Genomic DNA, 19,444 nt, shown 5'->3' on the forward strand with positions numbered 1-19,444 from the left:
GTCATGCCGAACGGAAAACCGAACATCCTGGTCATCTGGGGCGACGACATCGGCATCTGGAACCTCAGTTGCTACAGCCGCGGCATGATGGGGTACTTCACGCCGAACATCGACCGCATCGCGAACGAAGGCATGCTGTTCACCGATTCCTATGGCGAACAGAGCTGCACCGCGGGCCGGGCATCGTTCATCACCGGTCAGAGCGTGTACCGCACCGGGATGAGCAAAGTGGGCATGCCCGGCGTCGACGTCGGACTGCAGGCCGAGGACCCGACGATCGCCGAACTGCTCAAGCCACTGGGCTATGCCACCGGGCAATTCGGCAAGAACCACCTCGGCGACCTGAACAAGTACCTACCCACCGAACACGGATTCGATGAGTTCTTCGGCAACCTGTACCACCTCAACGCCGAGGAGGAACCGGAGCACGAGGACTACCCCACCGCCGAGGAAGCCCCGAAGATGCGGGCCGCGTTGCTGCCCCGAGGCGTCATTCACTCCTGGGCCACCGACCAAGACTCCGGCGAGGTGGACGAGCGCTACGGGCCGGTGGGCAAGCAGCGCATCGAGGACACCGGACCGCTGACCAAGAAGCGGATGGAGACCGTCGATGACGAAACAACCTCCGCGTGTGCCGATTTCATCAGGCGCCAGTACGAAGCCGACACCCCCTTCTTTGTGTGGATGAACTTGACCCACATGCACTTCCGGACTCATACCAAGCCGGAGAGTCGGGGACAAGCCGGCCGCTGGCAGTCCCCGTACCACGACACCATGATCGACCACGACCGCAACGTCGGCACACTTCTCGACCTGGTCGACGACTTGGGTATCGCCGAGGACACCATCGTCATCTACTCGACAGACAACGGCCCACACGCGAACTCCTGGCCGGACGGTGCGACCACCCCGTTCCGCAGTGAGAAGGCCACCAACTGGGAGGGCGCGTTCCGCATTCCGGAGATGATTCGTTGGCCCGGGAAGATCAAGCCGGGCGCAATCTCTAATGAGATTGTGCAGCACCACGACTGGCTGCCCACCTTCTTGGCCGTGGCGGGCGACCCGGATATCGTCGAGAAGTTGAAGAAAGGCCATACGGCCGGGGCCGATGGAAAGACCGAGTACAAGGTCCATATCGACGGGTACAACCTGCTGCCATACCTCACCGGCGAGGTGGAGAAGAGTCCGCGCCGCGGAATGATCTACTTCTCCGACGACGGCGACGTGCTGGGCATCCGAGCGGACAACTGGAAGATCGTGTTCATGGAGCAACGTTGCCAGGGCACCCTGCAGGTATGGTTCGAGCCGTTCACCAAGTTGCGTGCGCCCAAGCTGTTCAATCTGCGCACCGACCCCTTCGAGCGTGCGGACGTTACATCAAACACCTACTGGGACTGGATGATCGACCGCCTGTTCCTCATGTTCTATGGCTCCGCGATCGTGACGCAGTTCCTCGATACCTTCAAGGAATTCCCGCCGCGCCAGGAGCCGGCTTCGTTCACCATCAATCACGCCGTGGACGAACTCAAGAAGTTCCTCGCAACGGGCGGCGGCTAGGCGGTGACGGAATTGCTTTCCTGGGCCGAGGGACCCACGAAGTCGGCGATCGTCGACTTCGTGGGCCGCGTCACCACCGACGGTCCGGATTTCGTTGCGCCGGAAGCCCGGGTCGCGGTCTTCGACAACGACGGCACCCTGTGGTGTGAGAAGCCGGCCTACATCCAGCTGGACTTCCTGGTGCGCCGGCTGGCCGAGCAGGCCGCCGCCGAGCCGGCGCTGGCAGCCGAGCAGCCGTATCAGGCTGCGGCCGCCGGCGATCTGGCCTGGTTCGGGGATGCCGTCACCAAGCATTACAACGGTGATGATTCGGCCCTGAAAGTCCTTGCCGGCGGCGTACTTTCGGCGTACGCGGGACTGACCGTCGAGGATCACGCGGACCGGATCGCGGCGTTCTTCGCCGAGGCGCAGCACCCGACACTGAACCGGCCGTACACCGCGTGCGGCTATCAGCCGATGGTCGAACTGCTGCGTTACCTGGAGGCCAACGGCTTCACCAACTACATCACCTCCGGTGGCGGCCGTGATTTCATGCGCCCGGTGACAGAGTCGATGTACGGCATCCCGCCCGAGCGGGTGATCGGCAGCTCGGTGGGGCTCGATTTCGTCGACGGTCAGCTCAAGACCACGGCCACACCGGAGTTCCTCAATGACGGTCCGGTCAAGGCAGTGCGCATCTGGGGGCGCGTCGGGCGTCGGCCGATCTTCGCGGCGGGCAACTCCAACGGCGATATCCAGATGTTGGAGTACGCCGGCGGCGGCACGGGCCCGTCGTTGGGTCTGCTGGTGCGTCATGACGACGCCGAACGCGAATTCGATTACACCGCAGGAGCCGAAAAGGCACTGGGGCTGGCCGCCGACCGTGGCTGGACGGTGGCGAGTATGCGCGACGATTGGACGACGGTCTTTGACTGAGTCCGCACCGAAGTGGTCGACTCGACGCATGACATCAGCCGATCTGGTCTGGATTCCGGCACAGACGGCGGTCCTCGGCTCTGACGCGCACTACCCCGAGGAGGCGCCGGCCAGGGAGGTCGCCACCGCGGGGTTCTGGATCCAGCGTCAACAGGTGACCAACGCCGATTACACCGAATTCGTGGACGCCACCGGCTATCTCACGGTCGCCGAACGTCCGGTGAACCCGGACGACTTCCCGGGCGCTCCGGCGGAAAACCTGGTTCCCGGCTCGATGGTGTTCCAGCGCACCTCGGGTCCGGTGGACCTGCGGCACATCAACCAGTGGTGGGCCTGGACGCCGGGCGCGTGCTGGAATCACCCCCGCGGGCCGCGATCGTCCCTGAAGGGACGCGAGCAGCATCCGGTGGTGCACATCGCCTTTGACGATGCCGTAGCTTATGCGGACTGGGCCGGCCTGGAACTGCCGAGCGAGGCCCAGTGGGAGACCGCGGCCCGCGGCGGGATCGCCGGTGCGGCATACACGTGGGGCTACGAGCCCGAGCAACCCGGGCAGCGCCTGGCGAACTACTGGCACGGCGAGTTCCCCTACCTGCCTGACACCGGTTATGGCACAACGAAACCGGTCGGCAGCTTCGAACCCAACGGCTACGGCCTGTTCGACATGGCAGGCAATGTCTGGGAGTGGACCACGGACTGGTACGGCGAGGACCGCGCCACCACACCGTGTTGCGCCGCGGACACCTACGACCCGAACCAGCCGCAGTTCCAGATCGGGCGCAGGGTGATCAAGGGCGGCTCGTTCCTCTGTGCCGACAGCTACTGCATGCGGTACCGCCCCGCCGCGCGGCGGCCCCAGATGGTGGATACGGGTATGAGCCACATCGGCTTTCGGTGTGTGCGCCGCGCCGACTAGGGTTGGGCCTCACCGAACGCCGGGGCGACGAAGCGCCGTAACACCTCCCGCTCGGCGGCCTCATCGTCACCCGGCCAGACCAGCAGTGACAGCACCAGGCGCACGATCCATGCCGCGGCCGCGGGGTCGTCCTCGCCCAGACCGGTGAGTTCGGTGGCGAACGCGGCAGGCACCGGCGATTGCGTCAGGTCCGCCATCCCGCCGCCGCTGCGCAGTGAGCCGAGGAGCAGATCGAACATCGGATCGGCTCGGATGCGTTGCAGTGCAACGGTAACGGCGGTCAAAACCCGCTGCGCTCCGGTCAGCCCGTCGACCGCTCGACGCACCTCTCCCACGATCGAAGCCGCCAGCCTGGCCAATACAGCGTCGCGGATCTGCGCCTTGCCACCGGCGTGCCGGTAGACCGTCGCGCGCGAGCAGTGCACCCGGGCCGCCAGCGCGTCGATGTCCAGTGCGTCAAACCCGTCGCGGGCCGCCATCTCGGCCGCAGCGGTGTAGATGCGCTCGGCAGCCTCGACCCGTCGGTCGCCCCCGACCAACCAGTCCGTGCGCCCAGGAGACATAGCGACTAATTTATCGCATGCTGAGACAGTATGCTGAATAATTCTCAGCCGGTCTGCAGGTCACCGCGCTGGATTGAGACGCGTCCGCACCACGAGTCCGGTCGGCGAATATCAACTTGTCCCGACGTCGTTGACTCGCCCAGAATCGCCAGCCAACCTGGGCAAATGCTTCTGGCACACGAACTGTTCGAGCCGCACTGCCTGCAGGATCCGTATCCGCTCTATGACCGGCTGCGGGCCCACGCGCCGGTGGCACAGGTCGGCGAGTCCCCGTTCTTCGTGGTGACGTCATTCGACGCCGTCATCGAGGCCACCGCACGCGCGCAGGACTTCTCCTCGAATCTCACGGCGACCATGTGGTCTCAGCCCGACGGCACCGTCTCCCCCTTCGGCATGGGCGAGCCGGGCAACCCCGTCCACGTGCTGGCCACCGCCGACGATCCGGTCCACGCCGCGCATCGCAAGTTGGTGCTACCCCGGATGGCGGCCAAGCGGATCTCCGAGCTCGAGCCGTTCATCGCCACCACGGCCGCAGAACTGCTCGCCGAGGCCGGCGGGGAGTTCGACTGGATGTCCGCACTGGCCGACCGGCTGCCCATGCTGGTGGTCGCGCGGTTGCTCGGGCTTCCAGCCGACGACGTGGACCGGCTCGTGACGTGGGCTTATGCCAGCACTCAGCTCCTCGACGGTTTGGTCGACGCCGACCAGCTGACCACGTCGGGGATCGCGGCCGTCGAACTCGGCGGGTACCTGACCGAACAGTTCGGTGCAGCTTCGGCAAACCCACGGGAAAACCTGCTCGGGGACTTGGCCGGGTACTGCGCGGCCGAGCGGGTGTCCCGCGACACAGCGGTGTTCATGCTGATCCAGCTGGTGGGGGCGGGAGGCGAATCGACCGCATCGTTGATCGGCAGCGCCGTGTGGATTCTGAGCCGCCGGCCCGACCTGGCCGAGCGGCTGCGAACGGATCCCACGATGATCGCGCCGTTTCTCGAGGAGGTCCTGCGGTTCGAGTCCCCGTTCCGGGGGCACTATCGCCACGTCTTGGCCGATACCGAACTGGCAGGAGTCGCATTGCCCGCGGACAGCCACCTGCTGCTGCTGTGGGGCGCGGCCAACCGGGACGACGCAGTGTTCGAGTACCCGAACGAATTCCGGCTCGACCGGCCGAATACCAAGAACCACTTGGCATTCGGCAAGGGCGGGCACTTCTGCCTCGGGGCCGCGCTGGCCCGGCTCGAAGCCCGCATCGTGATGTCGTCTCTACTGGGCACCGACAACACCATTCGACCGGCCGGGGATGCCGAATGGCAACCCAGCCTGCTGGTTCGCCGGTTACGTCAGCTTCCGCTGAGCGTGCGGTGATCTACCCGGAACTCAGGCGGCTTGCGCGGCGAGCGCGATGCTGTCGTCGTCGACGAACACCAGGCCACCGTCGTCAAGGTTGACGGCCCACCGCCGTGCCGGTTCGACGATTCGCTCGCCGGCGACCTCGACCGCGGTCCCGGCCAAGTCGGCGAAATCTTCGACAACGGTGCCATGCAGTTCTTCGTCAGTTCCCGGATACACCACCACCGAGGAACCCACAGCAACTTCTTCGGCAATTTCACCGGAGTCGCTGCCGTTAACCCCCGTCACGACATCTTCGGACATCCCACACCTCCCCAATTGCTGACGCGTGCAACCGAGTACATCACAAACGCCTGCGATCGGCTCACTTTCGTTGATACCTACAGCCACACCTTGCATAGGTCTCGGGCAAATTTCCAAATCCGGTAACGACGACCATTCCGGCAAACGCGTCACAGTGGGGTGTGCAGCGTGATGTCAGTCACGCTCATCGGCCGACAGTGCCACTGATCAATGCTTTTGAGGCAACGGCAGCAACATTCGCCTTCCATCAAACTCCCCCAGTACGACGGCCGTGGACCGGTTGCTGAGCAATCAGGGGCGAACAGCCCGCCGAAAACCCGACAACCCCGTCCGGATCGCGGTGACACACACCACATCGGCGTTCGCTAGTGTTGCAACACGTTCTAGCGAGGAGACCTATGTCCGACGCTGTGTTGGTTACCGGAGCGTTCGGTTTGGTGGGCTCAGCCGTCGTGAAAACGCTGGCCGCCGGCGGGCGCACGGTGGTCGCGACCGATCTCGACGTCCCCGCGAACCGCAAGGCCGCCGCCGTGCTCCCGTCATCCGTACAGGTGCGCTGGGCCGATCTGACCGACGCCGCTGCCGTTGACGCACTCGTGGCTGCGGTCGCACCGGCCGCGATCATCCACCTCGCCGCGATCATCCCGCCGTTCTGCTACATGCGCCGTGGGCTGGCCCGAAAGGTGAACGTCGAGGCCACCGCGTCGCTGCTGCGGGCCGCCGAGGCCCAACCGACTCCGCCTCGGTTCGTCCAGGCATCGAGCATCGCGGTCTACGGTGCCCGCAATCCGCACCACATCGACGACGTGTTGACCCCGGACACCCCGACCAACCCATCCGACATCTACGGCGCGCACAAGGTCGAGGCCGAAGCCCTGGTCCGAGCCTCGAAGCTGGATTGGCTGATCTTGCGTCTCGGTGGGGTCATGAGCTCCGAGTTCAGCCTCGGCATCGACGTTGACCTCATCTCGTTCGAGAGTGTGCTGCCCGCCGACGGGCGGCTGCAGACCGTGGACGTTCGTGATGTGGCGGCAGCGTTCGTCGCCGCCACCACGGTCCCGACCGAAACCGCCAACCACGAGGTGCTGCTGATCGGCGGCGACGCCGAGACGCACCGCCACATCCAGTCCGGAGTCGGTTCGCAAGCAGCTGCCGCGATGGGGATCAGGGGCGGCCTGCCGATCGGCCGACCCGGCAACCCCGACGATGACGCCGCCTGGTTCGCCACCGACTGGATGGACACCAGCCGGGCGCAGGAAGCGCTCGGGTTCCAGCATCACTCCTGGCCGCAACTGCTGGCGGACACCAGGGCGAACGCCGGGTTGAAGCGTTTCCCGATCGGCCTGGCGGCGCCCTTGATTCGCGCCTTCCTGCGGTCCAAGTCCGCGTACAAGGACTATCCCGGACAGTTGGCCGACCCATGGAACGCCATCGACAAGAAGTGGGGCGACCACCGCCCGGATCGGGCCGACGAGCGCTCGCGCGAGGAGAAGGAATGAGCAGCGGAATGTCAATGAATCGCGTAGCGATCGTCATCGGCGGGGCCTCGGGGATCGGGTGGGCCAGTGCCCAGGCGCTGGCCGCCGACGGCTGCCGCATCGTCATCGCCGACCGTGATGCCGACGGCGCAGCGGCCCGGGCTGCCGAGCTCGGCGCACCACACACCAGCTTCTACGTCGACGTCACCGACGAGGATGCGGTGCAGAAGTTGTTCACTGAAGTTACCCGCGCCGGTTCTGTTGACATCGTGCTCAACTGCGCGGGGTTCAGCAACGTCGGACTGATCACCGATATGCCGGTCGACGACTTCCGCTCGGTCGTCGACGTCTGCCTCAACGGCGGATTCATCGTCGCCAAACACGCCGGCCGGGCCCTGCCCGAAGGTGGTGCCCTGGTGTTGATTTCATCGCTGAACGGCCGCCAGCCCGCGGCCGGCATGAGCGCCTACTGCGCGGCCAAGGCCGGGTTGTCGATGCTCACGCAGGTGGCCGCCCTCGAGATGGGACCGCGTGGCATCCGGGTCAACGCGATCGCGCCGGGATTCGTGAAGACTCCGCTGACCGATCCCGCGGCGATGATCCCCGGGGTGGTCGAGGAGTACGTCGAGAACACCGCGCTGGGTCGCAGCGGAACCCCCGAGGACATCGCTGCGGCCGTGGTGTTCCTGTGTTCCCCGCAGGCGTCCTGGCTGACCGGCGAGGTGCTCGATCTCAACGGGGGCGCGCACCTCAAGCGCTATCCGGACATTCTCGGCCATGTCATGAAGCTGACCCAGGCGTGAGCACGCTCGCCGGTAAGCAGGCGATCGTCACCGGCGCCGGGTCCGGGATCGGCGCAGCGCTGTGCCGCGCGTTGACCGCCGCCGGTGCCGAGGTGCTCTGCACCGACATTGACGAGGCTGCGGCGGCGCGCACCGCTGCGCCGCTCGGCGCCCGGTCGGCACGCCTCGACGTCACCGACGCGGCCGCCGTGCAGGCCGCGGTCGACGGCGTCGTGGAACGGGCCGGAAAGCTCGATCTGATGTTCAACAACGCCGGCATCGTCTGGGGCGGTGACACCGAACTGCTCACGCTCGACCAGTGGAACGCCATCATCGACATCAACGTGCGCGGGGTCGTCCACGGTGTCGCCGCGGCGTATCCGCAGATGATCCGGCAGGGCCACGGCCACATCATCAACACCGCCTCGATGGCCGGGTTGGCCGCCGCGGGTCAGCTCACCAGCTATGTGATGACCAAGCACGCCGTCGTCGGGCTGTCGCTGGCCCTGCGTTCGGAGGCGGCCGCCCACGGCGTGGGCGTGCTGGCGGTCTGCCCGGCCGCAGTCGAGACTCCGATCCTGGACAAGGGCGCGGTCGGCAGTTTCGTCGGCCGCGACTACTTCCTGCAGGGCCAAGGAGTCAAGACCGCCTACGACGCCGATCGGCTCGCCGCCGACGCCTTGCGCGCCATCTCGCGCAATAGAGCCATCCTGGTCAAACCCCGTCGCGCCCATGCCTCCTGGCTGATCGCCCGCCTGGCGCCCGGCCTGATGCAACGGCTCTCGATGCGCTTCGTCGCCGCACAACGGGCCGGCCAGGCCGCCCGCCGCTCGGCTCTGGTCTCCGACGTCACGCTGGAGTGAAGTCAATGCCGACCGTCACGCCCGCGTGACGATAGGGTCAGCGCAACGTCGGGAAGGGATCTGATGAAAGACCAGTTCACCCTCACCCAGAAGCGAGCGCTGGCGGTCTTCACAGTGCTCGCCCTGCTACTCGGGGCCTACTTCCTGCGCAGCTTCTTCGTCCTGATCGTGATGGCCGCGGTCGGCGCCTACTTGTTCACCCCGCTCTACCAACGGTTTCAGCGCAGATTCGGTACCGGCCTCTCGGCCACGCTGACGCTGTTGGTCGCCATACTCATGGTGATCATCCCGGTGTCGCTAGTGGTGTTCATGGCCATCGTCCAGGTCACCCAGCTCGTCAACACGGTCAGCAACTGGATCGGCAACACCGACCTCAGCACCCTGGGCGACCGGGCCCTGCAACTGGTCAACTCACTGCTGGCACGGGTGCCCTTCCTGGACATCCGCCTCAGCGCAGATTCATTGCGCGACACCGTAATCAAGCTTTCCCAGCACCTCGGCGAATGGCTGCTGAGCGTCCTGCAGGGGGCAGTCGGCGGCATGGTCGGCGCCATCACCTCGTCGATCATCTTCCTGTACGTGTTCATCTCGATGCTGGTCAACAAGGACGAGATGGCCACCCTGATCCGCCGGCTGAATCCGCTGGGTGAGGAGATCACCGACCTGTACCTGGCCAAGACCGGCGCCATGGTGAAGGGAACGGTCAAGGGCCAGTTCGTGATCGCGTTCTGCCAGGGCGTGGCCGGGGCGATATCGATCTACATCGCGGGCTTCCACGAGGGGTTCTTCGTCTTCGCGATCCTGCTGACCGCGCTGTCGGTCATCCCGCTCGGCGGCGGCATCGTCACCATCCCGTTCGGCATCGGAATGATGTTCTTCGGCAACATCTTCGGCGGTATTTTCGTGGTGGTGTTCCACCTGCTGGTGGTCACCAACATCGACAATCTGTTGCGTCCGTGGCTGGTGCCCAAGGCGGCCCGACTCGATCCCGCGCTGATGCTGCTGGCGGTGTTCGCCGGCATCTCGATGTTCGGCTTCTTCGGTCTGGTGATCGGGCCGGTCCTGATGATCATCATCGTCACCACGGTCAGCGTGTACCTGGCCGTCTACAAGGGCGTCGAGCTCGAAACCGACGAGCCCGACGCGCCCCGCAAGAAGTTGTGGTCGCGGCGGCAGAAGGGCGCGGCCCCGGCGCCGGAGGCCGACACCGCCGATGCCGCCGACGAATCCCCGTCGGCGGTTACGCCACCAGACGTTCCGTAAGGAACGCCACCACCCGCTTCCGTGCCTCATACGCGGGATGCCCGTCGACCTCGCGCACCTGATCGGTGAGCACCGAATGCGCCGACGCCGGGATGCCGTCGGCGTTGCCCTTCTTCGAGTCGATCTCGATGACCTCGAATGCGTCGCCGAGCCGCGCCTTGAGGGTGGCGAACCGCTCCCCTGGTGCCAGCCGGTCCTGACTGAAGCGCAGCGCCAGTGCGCACAGGCCGTCATTGGCGGCGCGCTGTTCGATGATCTTGAGCTCGGCCTCCGACATGCCCGGATCGCGCTTCTGCGCCGCGGTCAGGGCCACCGGCACCGACGGCTGGCTCAGCACCGGGGCCAGCACGCTGTCGTCCACCGCGGCGGCAAGTGCGAACCCGCCGGTGAAGCACTGCCCGATGACGCCGACGCCCTTACCGGGTGTGTTGGCGTTCAGATCGCGGGCCAGCGCCCGCAGGTAATGCGCGACGGGCCGGTCGGCGTTCGTCGCGAAGGCGGCGAATTCCTTTGTCACGCAGGCCTTCAGCATGACCGGGATGGCACCCGGACGTACCGCAGCCGCGCCGGGGGTGCCGAACAAAGACGGGGCGGCCACCGTGAAGCCGTTTTCCACCAGGTGGTTGCCCAGCGCGAGCACCCCGGGATGCAGGCCGGGAATCTCGGGAATCAGGACCACACCGGGGCCTTCGCCCTTGCGGTACACGTCGTAGGTCTGATCGGCGGCGGTGAATGGGGTGGCGGTCCACCCGGTGAGATCTGCAACTGGCGACGACAACACGGGCTCCATCCGTTAGTGCGTCACGGCCTCTTGGTCGGCAGCGGCGACTGCTTCTGCGTCGCACTCGCCAGCGTACGGTACTCATCAGTACCACCGGCGCCTGTGATCGCAACCTGTGCCGGTCCGCTCAGCCTCGTCGTCCACACCGGTTCCGGGTCGCTGCTCTCGTAGACCACCCAGGTCACCCCGTCGACATCCTCGGTGCCCGACGCATACGAATCCGGCTTGATCGAAGCCACCAGGGCGGCCTCGTCGGCGTTGCTCTGGGTCAGGCTCAGATACTTGCCGTTGGGCGCCAGATAGCCGATACGCGAGGACACCGCGCGGCCATGCTGGCCGCCGGGCAGCGTCATACCACCGTCGATGCCGTGGCGACTGCCGGAGTTGGGATGCCAGCCCTCGGGCAGCTGAGGCAGCCGGATCGGAATCTTCAGGGCGTCCGCGTCGGCCTGCAGTGCGGCCGGCGCATCGAATTCCGGAGGCGGACCCGCCCCGGGCCCACCGGCCTGAAACGAGCACATACCGAGCATTCCGGCCAGTACGATGCAGGCCACGACCAGCGGAGCCATCGACCAGAACATATCCCGGCCGTCCTGCAACAACCGCGACTTTTCCGGCTTGGGGACCGGGGTTGGCTCAGACGTCGGCTCGGAGGACATGCTCGTCAGTATCCCAGCTCCCAAACGTTGACCACGTTCTGGGACAATCTGGGCCATGAGTCCCACGCGGGGAGAAGCCCCGGATCGCAACCTTGCCCTCGAACTCGTCCGGGTGACCGAGGCCGGTGCCATGGCAGCAGGCCGCTGGGTCGGCCGCGGCGACAAGGAAGGCGGCGACGGGGCCGCTGTCGACGCCATGCGTGAGCTGGTCAACTCGGTATCGATGCGCGGCGTCGTGGTGATCGGCGAGGGCGAGAAAGACGAAGCACCGATGCTCTTCAACGGTGAAGAGGTCGGCAACGGCGACGGACCGGAGTGCGACTTCGCCGTCGACCCGGTCGACGGCACCACGCTGATGAGCAAGGGCATGCCCAACGCCATCTCGGTGCTCGCGGTCGCCGAGCGGGGCGCCATGTTCGACCCGTCGGCGGTGTTCTACATGAACAAGATCGCCGTCGGCCCGGAGTGCGCCGACGCCATCGACATCACCGCCCCGATCGGTGAGAACATCCGGCGGGTGGCCAAGGTGCGTGGAGCGTCGGTGAGCGATCTCACCGTGTGCATCCTGGACCGGCCGCGCCATGCCCAGCTGATCGACGATGCCCGCGCCGCCGGTGCCCGCATCCGGCTGATCACCGACGGCGACGTCGCCGGCGCGATCTCGGCCTGCCGCCCCAACTCGGGTACCGACATCCTGGCCGGCATCGGCGGGACACCCGAGGGCATCATCGCCGCGGCAGCGATCCGCTGCATGGGCGGCGCGATCCAGGCGCAGCTGGCCCCGACCGACGACGCCGAACGCCAGAAGGCCATCGACGCGGGCTACGACCTGGACCAGGTCCTGTCGACCGACGACCTGGTCGCGGGCGAGAACGTCTTCTTTTGCGCGACCGGCGTCACCGACGGTGACCTGCTCAAGGGCGTGCAGTACTACCCCGGTGGCTGCACCACGCAGTCCATCGTGATGCGGTCCAAGTCCGGCACCGTCCGGATGATCGAGGCCTACCACCGGCTGACGAAACTCAACGAGTACTCGGCCATCGACTTCACCGGCGACAAGACCGCCGCCTACCCGCTCCCGTAACTCCGAAGTCCTCCGAGAAAGGCACGTATGAGCACCGACAACGCTGTCGAGACCGAATACCGCATCGAACACGACACCATGGGCGAGGTCCGGGTGCCGGTCAACGCCCTGTGGCGGGCACAGACCCAGCGCGCCGTGGAGAACTTCCCGATCTCCTTCCGCGGCCTGGAGCGCACCCAGATCCGCGCGCTGGGCCTGCTGAAGGCGGCCTGCGCACAGGTCAACAAGGACCTGGGCCTGCTGGCCGCCGAGAAGGCTGACGCCATCATCGCCGCGGCGGGTGAGATCGCCGACGGCCTGCACGACGACCAGTTCCCGATCGACGTGTTCCAGACCGGCTCGGGCACCAGCTCCAACATGAACGCCAACGAGGTCATCGCCTCGATCGCCGCCCGCAACGGCGTGACCGTTCATCCCAACGACGACGTGAACATGTCGCAGAGCTCCAATGACACGTTCCCGACGGCCACCCACATCGCGGCCACCGAAGCCGCTGTGCGCCACCTGATCCCGGCACTCGAGATTCTGCACGAGTCGCTGGCCGCCAAGGCCAAGCAGTGGAAGACCGTGGTGAAGTCCGGCCGCACCCACCTGATGGACGCGGTGCCGGTGACGCTGGGCCAGGAGTTCGGCGGCTACGCCCGTCAGGTCGAGGCCGGCATCGAACGGGTCAAGGCCACCCTGCCCCGCCTGGGTGAACTCGCCATCGGCGGCACCGCCGTGGGCACCGGGCTCAACGCCCCCGACGGCTTCGGCCCCAAGGTGGTCGAGGTGCTGGTCAACCAGACCGGTCTGGCCGAATTGCGCACCGCCGCTGACTCCTTCGAGGCCCAGGCGGCCCGCGATGGGCTGGTCGAGGCGTCCGGCGCGCTGAAGACCATCGCCGTCTCACTGACCAAGATCGCCAACGACGTGCGCTGGATGGGCTCGGGCCCGCTGACCGGCCTGGGCGAGATCCAGCTGCCGGATCTGCAGCCGGGCAGCTCGATCATGCCGGGCAAGGTCAATCCGGTTCTGCCCGAGGCGGTCACCCAGGTGGCCGCCCAGGTCATCGGCAATGACGCCGCCGTCACCGTCGGTGGCCTGTCGGGCGCCTTCGAGCTCAACGTGTACATCCCGATGATGGCCCGCAACGTGCTCGAGTCGTTCACCCTGCTGGCCAACGTATCGAAGCTGTTCGCCGCCAAGTGCATCGACGGCCTGGTGGCCAACGAGGACCACCTGCGCACCCTGGCCGAGTCCTCCCCGTCGATCGTGACGCCGCTGAACTCGGCGATCGGCTACGAGGAGGCCGCCAAGGTCGCCAAGCAGGCCCTGAAGGAGAAGAAGACCATCCGCCAGACCGTGATCGACCGCGGCCTGATCGGCGACAAGCTGTCGGAGGCCGAGCTGGACAAGCGCCTCGATGTGCTCGCCATGGCGAAAGTCAAGGACGCCGAGTAGCCCTCACCTTCTCTGCGCGAGCAGACGCAAAAGCACCCGATAACCGGCGTTTTCGGGTGCTTTTGCGTCTGGTCGGCGTATGGCTGCTACTCGGGAAGCGGTGCGGCCCAACGCAACACGGTCCCGCCACCGGGCCGGTCGGTGATCGTGAACTGGCCGTCCGCGCTCAACGCGCGGGCCCGCAGATTCCCCAGCCCGCTCTCGGTGACCTCGGCGGCGATCCCACAGCCGTTGTCGGACACCTCGATGGACAGGTCGTCGGCCACCTCCACGAGAACGGTGAGTTCACTTGCCCCCGAATGACGTACCGCATTGCTGATCGCCTCGCGCAGCACCGCCTCGGCATGATCGGCCAGGGTCGCATCGACCACTGACAGCGGGCCGACGAACCGCGTGCTGATGTGTATCGGCGCGTCGGCGAACTGGGCGATCACCTTGTCGAGCCGCTGCCGCAGCCGCGTCGTGCCGGCCTGCGCACCGTGCAGATCGAAGATCGCGGTCCGGATCTCCTGAATGACCGCCTGTAGGTCATCGACAGTTCCCGTGAGCCGTTGTTGCACCTCCGGAGACTGCGCCCGCGGGATCGTGCCCTGCAGCGACAGGCCCACCGCGAACAGCCGCTGGATCACGTGATCGTGCAGGTCCCGGGCGATCCTGTCCCGATCGGCCAGGATCTCCAACTCCTGCACGCTGCGCTGAGAGCTGGCCAGCTGCCAGGCCACCGCGGCCTGGTCGGCGAACGCCGCGGCCATGTCGAGCTGCTCGGCGGTGAAGCTCCGGGCGCCGTCGGCGCGCACGGCCACCAGCACACCGGCCACCGTGTCGATGGCACGCAGCGGCAGCACCAGCGCCGGGCCACCCGCGCCGTCCAACTCGAGGCGGTCGAGCCGGTGCGGAGTGCCGTCGCGGAACGCCGCGCCCACCGCGTCCTCCGCTCCGTGCGGGCCCACCGGAATCGAGTCGACCGTGGTCGGACTGCCCGCGGTGGCGGCCACCACGAGGGTGTCGGCCTCACCGGCGGGGACCTCGCTGCCGGGCACGGCGACCACGATCCGGTCGGCACCCGTCAGTTTGAGCGCCTCATCGGCCACCATGCGGAACACCCTGGCCGGATCGGTACCGCCGAGCAGTTCGGTGCCGATATCGCGGGTGGCGGCGATCCAGGCCTGCCGGTCTCGGGACAGTTCGTAGAGCCGGGCGTTCTCCACGGCCACGCCCGCAGCCGCGGCCAGGGCCTCCACGAGCACCTCATCGTCCTCACTGAACGGCTGCCCGTTGGTCTTGTCGGTGAGGTAGAGGTTGCCGAACACCTCGTCGCGGATCCGCACCGGGACACCCAGAAAAGTCCGCATCGGCGGGTGATTGGGCGGGAACCCGACCGAGGCGGGATGTTGGCGGATGTCGTCGAGCCGGATCGGTTTCGGATCGTCGATCAGCACACCCAGCACGCCACGCCCTTCGGGCAGATGCCCGATCACGGCCCGGGTTTCGTCGTCGATGCCCTGATAGACGAACTCGGTCAGCTCATGCTCGTCGCCACGGACACCCAACGCACCGTAGCGGGCGTCGACCAGCTCGATCGCCGTCCGCACGATGGTGCTCAGCGTGACCTCGAGGTCCAGTCCCGAGGTCACCGCGAGCATCGCCTCGACCAGGCCGTCGATCCGGTCGCGGCCGGTGATGATCTCCTCGACACGGTCCTGGACCTCGGTGAGCAATTCGCGCAACCGCAGCTGCGAGAGCGTGTCCCTCAACTGCGGAGTCCGCTGTTCATCGTCGGGGTGCGCACGGTGACCAGTCACGTCCACCATGCTGGCACTACCGGCCGCGGCGCACCAAGCTCGTCCGGGGTCGTCACTCGGCGGCCGGTTCAGGTCCGAACCGGAAGCGGCGGCCGGTGACCCGGACCGGGGACACCCGCACATAGTGCGTTTTCGACGTCGCAGTCCACGGCAGTAACTGCGCCTGTTCGGCTTCGGCCAGTTCCTCGTCCGTACGCAGGGTGCGTGCAACACCTCGCACGATCACGCTCCAGCCTTCGGCCGCGGTGTGATCGTCGGCTTCGAACACCACCTGGTTGTTGATGGCCGCGCTGATCAGCTTCGTCCCCGCCGCGGTGCGGAACAGGATGGTTCGGTTCTGCACCACGAAGTTCACCGGGAAGACGTGCGCCTCGTCGTCGACTGCGGTGACGAGGCGGCCGAGCGACACACTGCCCAGCAGTTCCCAGCACTCACGCTCGGACAGGATCGTGACCGGCTCACTGCGCGTTGACATTCCGATTCCCATAGCCGTGAGGCTATGGCCGCGCAGTTCGCGGCACCATGGGCGAAAGCCCTATCCGCCAGGGACCAAAGACCCTGGCATCACTGGTGATCACGACGATCGAGCGTGGAGGCGAATACCGCGGCCTGCGTGCGGCGTTCCATGCCCAACTTGGCCAGCAACCGCGACACGTAGTTCTTCACGGTCTTCTCGGCCAGGAACATCCGGGCCGCGATCTGCCGGTTGGTCAGCCCCTCCCCCAGCAGGTCCAACAGCACTCGCTCCTGCTGCGTCAGCCCGGCCAACGGGTCGGAGCGCTCGGCGTCGCCCCGCAGTTTGGCCATCAGCGCCGTGGCGGCGCGGTTGTCCAGCAGCGACTTCCCGGCCCCGACGTCCTTGATCGCCTGGGCCAGTTCCATGCCCTTGATGTCTTTGACCACGTAGCCGCTGGCGCCGGCCAGGATGGCATCCAGCATGGCTTCGTCGGACGTGAACGACGTCAGCATCAGGCAGCGCAGATCAGGCATGCGCGACAGCAGTTCCCGGCACAGCTCGATGCCGTTGCCGTCAGGCAACCGGACATCGAGCACCGCGACATCGGGCGCCAGCGCAGGCACCCGGGCCAGCGCTTGGGACACCGAGTCGGCCTCGCCGATCACGTCCAGCTCCGGGTCTGCACTGAGCAGGTCGATCAGCCCGCGGCGAACCACCTCATGGTCATCGACCAGAAAAACTCTGATCATTCCCCGAGTCTCACAACCGGGGGCGCCGATCGCAAGTGAGCACCGCGCAACCCGAGCGCGCCAACACCGCCTGCAACCCAGCCGAATCCGAGTGGTCGGCACCGAGCACGAGCACCTGGGCCGACTCCGGATGTACCGCCAGGTATTCCGCAACGCTGTCGTAGCCGTCGATGCTCTGCACATCAAGGTCTGGCGAGCGCTTCAGCGCACGGGTCAGGCGGCGCTCGAGCTGTGCGGCCGACAGGCGGTCGCGCTCAGCGACGGCGGTCGCGTCGTACATCTCGCGGTGCCGGGCCCCCCAGGTGGTCAGCACCCGCAACGGCGCGCCGCGCCGCACGGCTTCGTCGATCGCGGTGTGCAGGGCGTCGTTGCTGGCGGTGCGGCCGTCGGCTTCGACCACGACGGCCGCACCAGCGGTGGGAGCAGTCGTGGAGGCGGGATCGATCAGGGTGTCGGTCATGGGTCAGCTCCTATTTGGGACGGTCAGGATTCGAAGGTCAGGAAGGCCTCGACGGCGCGGCGCGGAGTCGGCGGTGGCGCGTCGGTGATCGTCGGGGCGATACCGATCCGGACCAGCAGCTGCGGGCAGGCGTCGCGGCCGATCAGGGTGCCGATGATGTCGCGGCTGGCGTGCAGCTCGGTCACGTGGCTCACCGGGCAAGTACTCAGGCCCGAGAGCGTGCATTCCAGCAACAGCGCCGAGAGGGCCTCGCCCGCATCGAGGGCGTCGGCCCGGCTGTACCCGTCCGTGGACAGCACGACCAGGGTCGCCGAATCGTCGCGGACGTTGGGACGCCGATCGGTGTGTGCGGTGACCGGGAACGTGCGTGCCACCGCCACACGCTCGCTTTCGGCCGCCGACACCAGCGAGCTCTGCGGGATACCGTCTTCGGTTGCGAACGGTGTTGTCCACCAAGCAAGTTCAGCGTGGTAGGCGGAGTCGTAGAGGCGAAGCGACTCGGTCAACGCCGCGGCTTCGGCCACCGTTTCGCGCGCGTCCTCGGCCAGCACGTCCAGATGCACCGGGCCGTCGGGCAACCGCGCCCGCAGCAACGCTTCGAAGGCATCCCAGTCCGCGTACCCGGTCATCGGCAGGCGGTCGGTGCGCCGCGCCAGGATCGCATCGGCCCGCCGGCGGTGGGCGTCGGTGACGAAGTCCATCGGCGAGAACTGAAGCGTCGCCAGATGATCGGGGTCATTGGGGTTGGGAAAGCGGTCGACAGCGGTGGCCCACCCGGCTGCGGCCATGGCAGCCCGCAGATGGTCCAGCAGCACACCGCAGCTGATGATCGCTTCACGCGAGGACCGGTCGGTTGCGGTCACCACCCGACTGGGGTCGAGGTGCAGATGCAGACAATCACGTTGAGCCACCAGCCGCCACGGTTGGGTGTTGTGCAGAGAAGGCGCACGCGATGCCAGCTGCACCGCACGGGTGAGGGTCGCTGTATCGAACATCGTGTCGGGCATGCTTCTAGCCTCGTCGTGCCCGAGCCCGTCGGTTAGGGTCTTTGGTCCTCAACCCGACGCGATGTGTGTCTCAGTTGTCAGGCCCCGTTGTTGGGGCCACCCGAATTCGCCCCGGGGATGTCGGTGATCGGGAAGTTCGGCATCGGCGCGGGCGAGGGGGTCGCGGGCAACGACGGGATCTCCTCCGGCGGAATATCCTTGAGCGCCTCGGCCGGCGGCACGGGCGGGCCGTTCTCGCGGCTGCCGTAGCTGGTGCCGGGCTCGCGCTCACCGAGCATGTGGCTGACGGTCACCAGGTGGTAGCCGTTGGCCTTGAGAACCGGGATGAACTGCTGCACCAGGTCCACGGTGGACGAGTAGGTGTCATGAAAAAGTACGACGTTGTTGGGCCTGATCTGCGTCATCAGCATGTAGCGGGTCGCAGCGGTGTTGGCGTCGTTGGCCCAGTCGAACGGGATGACGTCCCAGTTGATGTCGGCCAGCCCCTGCTGGCGGGCCTCGGCCAGCACCTCGTCGTTGACCAGTCCGCCTGCCGTGCGAACGAGCTTCGGCCGCTGGCCCGTCGCGGTCTCGATGGCGTCGCTGGCCTTGCTGAACTGGGCCGGGATCTCCTCGGGCGGAATGGTCGTCATGTTGGGGTGTTCCCAGGTGTGGCTGCCCAGTTCCATCCCGGCCTCGACCACCCGCTTGGCCCCCTCGGGGTTGGCGGCGACCTTGTTGCCGATCTCGAAGAACGTGGCCTTGGCGTCGTTGTCCTTCAGGATCTGCAGGAGCCGGTCGGTGTACGGGCCGGGCCCGTCGTCGAACGTCAGCGCGACGCACCGCTCCTTGGAACAGTCCACGTCATCCGGGTCGTCCCGGCGGATGTGCCCGGTGAGCACCCCCACCACCAGGACCACGACCGCGGCGGTCACGCCGACTGCCGTCCACCGCCACGCCTGACTGTTGGGGAGCCTCGCCACTCCGGCAGCCTACCGGCTGGTGATTTGTGCACCTCCCGTAACGCCTGCCG

The 19,444-nt window shown here is 66.9% G+C and carries 20 protein-coding genes; 10 read left to right on the plus strand and 10 right to left on the minus strand.

What is annotated here, in order from left to right:
- Positions 1-3 precede the first annotated feature (3 nt).
- Genes EYZ64_RS24540 through EYZ64_RS24550 form a run of 3 tightly spaced genes read left to right on the plus strand, consistent with a single transcriptional unit; the run spans position 4 to position 3,388 of the window.
- Positions 4-1,557 carry an arylsulfatase gene (locus EYZ64_RS24540; protein WP_135457531.1) on the plus strand — a complete coding sequence of 518 codons (1,554 nt, stop codon included), beginning with the start codon at positions 4-6 and terminating at the stop codon, positions 1,555-1,557.
- Positions 1,558-1,560: 3 nt separating this feature from the next.
- Positions 1,561-2,472: an HAD family hydrolase gene (locus EYZ64_RS24545; protein WP_135457532.1), complete on the plus strand. Its 912-nt coding sequence runs from the start codon at positions 1,561-1,563 to the stop codon at positions 2,470-2,472.
- A 28-nt stretch (positions 2,473-2,500) separates the two neighbouring features.
- The gene (locus EYZ64_RS24550; protein WP_135457534.1) at positions 2,501-3,388 is read left to right on the plus strand and encodes a formylglycine-generating enzyme family protein; all 888 of its coding nucleotides are present in this window, start codon (positions 2,501-2,503) and stop codon (positions 3,386-3,388) included.
- Here EYZ64_RS24550 and EYZ64_RS24555 read toward each other — a convergent pair.
- A complete protein-coding gene (locus EYZ64_RS24555) occupies positions 3,385-3,951 on the minus strand; it encodes a TetR/AcrR family transcriptional regulator (RefSeq protein WP_135457536.1) in 567 nt (188 codons plus the stop codon). The genes EYZ64_RS24550 and EYZ64_RS24555 overlap by 4 nt on opposite strands.
- 165 nt (positions 3,952-4,116) lie before the next feature.
- Here EYZ64_RS24555 and EYZ64_RS24560 point away from each other — a divergent pair, with 165 nt between their 5' ends.
- Positions 4,117-5,316: a cytochrome P450 gene (locus EYZ64_RS24560; protein ID WP_135457538.1), complete on the plus strand. Its 1,200-nt coding sequence runs from the start codon at positions 4,117-4,119 to the stop codon at positions 5,314-5,316.
- 12 nt (positions 5,317-5,328) lie between these two features.
- Here the strand turns inward: EYZ64_RS24560 and EYZ64_RS24565 are convergent, their stop codons facing one another.
- On the minus strand, positions 5,329-5,604 hold the full coding sequence (locus EYZ64_RS24565; protein ID WP_210115568.1) for a hypothetical protein: 276 nt from the start codon (positions 5,602-5,604) through the stop codon (positions 5,329-5,331).
- A 398-nt stretch (positions 5,605-6,002) separates the two neighbouring features.
- On the opposite strand from EYZ64_RS24565, the gene EYZ64_RS24570 reads away from it, so the two are divergent.
- From EYZ64_RS24570 to EYZ64_RS24585, 4 genes are all read left to right on the plus strand, one after another.
- On the plus strand, positions 6,003-7,103 hold the full coding sequence (locus tag EYZ64_RS24570; RefSeq protein ID WP_135457540.1) for a cholesterol dehydrogenase/isomerase: 1,101 nt from the start codon (positions 6,003-6,005) through the stop codon (positions 7,101-7,103).
- 8 nt (positions 7,104-7,111) lie between these two features.
- Positions 7,112-7,885: an SDR family NAD(P)-dependent oxidoreductase gene (locus tag EYZ64_RS24575; RefSeq protein WP_167857953.1), complete on the plus strand. Its 774-nt coding sequence runs from the start codon at positions 7,112-7,114 to the stop codon at positions 7,883-7,885.
- Complete coding sequence (locus EYZ64_RS24580; RefSeq protein ID WP_135457542.1) at positions 7,882-8,727, plus strand: SDR family NAD(P)-dependent oxidoreductase; 846 nt, start codon at positions 7,882-7,884, stop codon at positions 8,725-8,727. Before EYZ64_RS24575 ends, EYZ64_RS24580 begins: the two co-directional genes overlap by 4 nt.
- 63 nt (positions 8,728-8,790) lie before the next feature.
- Positions 8,791-9,990: an AI-2E family transporter gene (locus EYZ64_RS24585; protein ID WP_135457544.1), complete on the plus strand. Its 1,200-nt coding sequence runs from the start codon at positions 8,791-8,793 to the stop codon at positions 9,988-9,990.
- Here EYZ64_RS24585 and EYZ64_RS24590 read toward each other — a convergent pair.
- Positions 9,968-10,768, minus strand: coding sequence for a dienelactone hydrolase family protein (locus EYZ64_RS24590; RefSeq protein ID WP_167857954.1), 801 nt, complete (start codon positions 10,766-10,768; stop codon positions 9,968-9,970). The two genes, EYZ64_RS24585 and EYZ64_RS24590, sit on opposite strands and share 23 nt — an antisense overlap.
- 23 nt (positions 10,769-10,791) lie before the next feature.
- Complete coding sequence (locus EYZ64_RS24595; RefSeq protein ID WP_135457548.1) at positions 10,792-11,430, minus strand: DUF4245 domain-containing protein; 639 nt, start codon at positions 11,428-11,430, stop codon at positions 10,792-10,794.
- A 55-nt stretch (positions 11,431-11,485) separates the two neighbouring features.
- Between EYZ64_RS24595 and glpX the strand changes: the two genes are divergently transcribed.
- Complete coding sequence (gene glpX / locus EYZ64_RS24600) at positions 11,486-12,514, plus strand: class II fructose-bisphosphatase (protein ID WP_135457550.1); 1,029 nt, start codon at positions 11,486-11,488, stop codon at positions 12,512-12,514.
- A gap of 27 nt (positions 12,515-12,541) precedes the next feature.
- The gene (locus EYZ64_RS24605; RefSeq protein WP_135457551.1) at positions 12,542-13,957 is read left to right on the plus strand and encodes a class II fumarate hydratase; all 1,416 of its coding nucleotides are present in this window, start codon (positions 12,542-12,544) and stop codon (positions 13,955-13,957) included.
- 86 nt (positions 13,958-14,043) lie between these two features.
- On the opposite strand, the gene EYZ64_RS24610 is transcribed toward EYZ64_RS24605, so the two are convergent.
- From EYZ64_RS24610 to EYZ64_RS24635, 6 genes are all read right to left on the minus strand, one after another.
- Positions 14,044-15,768 (minus strand): GAF domain-containing sensor histidine kinase, encoded by a 1,725-nt coding sequence (locus tag EYZ64_RS24610; RefSeq protein ID WP_135457553.1) that lies wholly within the window; start codon positions 15,766-15,768, stop codon positions 14,044-14,046.
- A 43-nt stretch (positions 15,769-15,811) separates the two neighbouring features.
- Complete coding sequence (locus EYZ64_RS24615; protein ID WP_135460228.1) at positions 15,812-16,234, minus strand: pyridoxamine 5'-phosphate oxidase family protein; 423 nt, start codon at positions 16,232-16,234, stop codon at positions 15,812-15,814.
- A gap of 89 nt (positions 16,235-16,323) precedes the next feature.
- The gene (dosR, locus tag EYZ64_RS24620) at positions 16,324-16,965 is read right to left on the minus strand and encodes a hypoxia response regulator transcription factor DosR/DevR (protein ID WP_135457556.1); all 642 of its coding nucleotides are present in this window, start codon (positions 16,963-16,965) and stop codon (positions 16,324-16,326) included.
- A 10-nt stretch (positions 16,966-16,975) separates the two neighbouring features.
- The gene (locus EYZ64_RS24625; RefSeq protein WP_135457558.1) at positions 16,976-17,425 is read right to left on the minus strand and encodes a universal stress protein; all 450 of its coding nucleotides are present in this window, start codon (positions 17,423-17,425) and stop codon (positions 16,976-16,978) included.
- Between the two features lie 23 nt (positions 17,426-17,448).
- Positions 17,449-18,432 carry an Acg family FMN-binding oxidoreductase gene (locus EYZ64_RS24630; protein WP_135457560.1) on the minus strand — a complete coding sequence of 328 codons (984 nt, stop codon included), beginning with the start codon at positions 18,430-18,432 and terminating at the stop codon, positions 17,449-17,451.
- Positions 18,433-18,509: 77 nt separating this feature from the next.
- Complete coding sequence (locus EYZ64_RS24635) at positions 18,510-19,394, minus strand: polysaccharide deacetylase family protein (protein WP_135457562.1); 885 nt, start codon at positions 19,392-19,394, stop codon at positions 18,510-18,512.
- Positions 19,395-19,444: the final 50 nt, after the last annotated feature.

The organism is Mycobacterium sp. DL99, from assembly GCF_004762045.1.
Classification (GTDB): Bacteria; Actinomycetota; Actinomycetes; order Mycobacteriales; family Mycobacteriaceae; genus Mycobacterium.

Excerpts from the sequence above, each read along its gene's own strand:
- EYZ64_RS24540 (WP_135457531.1), top strand. The coding sequence starts at position 4 with ATGCCGAACGGAAAACCGAACATCCTGGTCATCTGGGGCGACGACATC.
- EYZ64_RS24550 (WP_135457534.1), top strand. The coding sequence starts at position 2,501 with ATGACATCAGCCGATCTGGTCTGGATTCCGGCACAGACGGCGGTCCTC.
- EYZ64_RS24555 (WP_135457536.1), bottom strand. The coding sequence starts at position 3,951 with ATGTCTCCTGGGCGCACGGACTGGTTGGTCGGGGGCGACCGACGGGTC.
- EYZ64_RS24560 (WP_135457538.1), top strand. The coding sequence starts at position 4,117 with ATGCTTCTGGCACACGAACTGTTCGAGCCGCACTGCCTGCAGGATCCG.
- EYZ64_RS24565 (WP_210115568.1), bottom strand. The coding sequence starts at position 5,604 with ATGTCCGAAGATGTCGTGACGGGGGTTAACGGCAGCGACTCCGGTGAA.
- EYZ64_RS24570 (WP_135457540.1), top strand. The coding sequence starts at position 6,003 with ATGTCCGACGCTGTGTTGGTTACCGGAGCGTTCGGTTTGGTGGGCTCA.
- EYZ64_RS24575 (WP_167857953.1), top strand. The coding sequence starts at position 7,112 with ATGTCAATGAATCGCGTAGCGATCGTCATCGGCGGGGCCTCGGGGATC.
- EYZ64_RS24585 (WP_135457544.1), top strand. The coding sequence starts at position 8,791 with ATGAAAGACCAGTTCACCCTCACCCAGAAGCGAGCGCTGGCGGTCTTC.
- EYZ64_RS24595 (WP_135457548.1), bottom strand. The coding sequence starts at position 11,430 with ATGTCCTCCGAGCCGACGTCTGAGCCAACCCCGGTCCCCAAGCCGGAA.
- glpX (WP_135457550.1), top strand. The coding sequence starts at position 11,486 with ATGAGTCCCACGCGGGGAGAAGCCCCGGATCGCAACCTTGCCCTCGAA.
- EYZ64_RS24605 (WP_135457551.1), top strand. The coding sequence starts at position 12,542 with ATGAGCACCGACAACGCTGTCGAGACCGAATACCGCATCGAACACGAC.
- EYZ64_RS24610 (WP_135457553.1), bottom strand. The coding sequence starts at position 15,768 with ATGGTGGACGTGACTGGTCACCGTGCGCACCCCGACGATGAACAGCGG.
- EYZ64_RS24615 (WP_135460228.1), bottom strand. The coding sequence starts at position 16,234 with ATGTCAACGCGCAGTGAGCCGGTCACGATCCTGTCCGAGCGTGAGTGC.
- dosR (WP_135457556.1), bottom strand. The coding sequence starts at position 16,965 with ATGATCAGAGTTTTTCTGGTCGATGACCATGAGGTGGTTCGCCGCGGG.
- EYZ64_RS24625 (WP_135457558.1), bottom strand. The coding sequence starts at position 17,425 with ATGACCGACACCCTGATCGATCCCGCCTCCACGACTGCTCCCACCGCT.
- EYZ64_RS24630 (WP_135457560.1), bottom strand. The coding sequence starts at position 18,432 with ATGCCCGACACGATGTTCGATACAGCGACCCTCACCCGTGCGGTGCAG.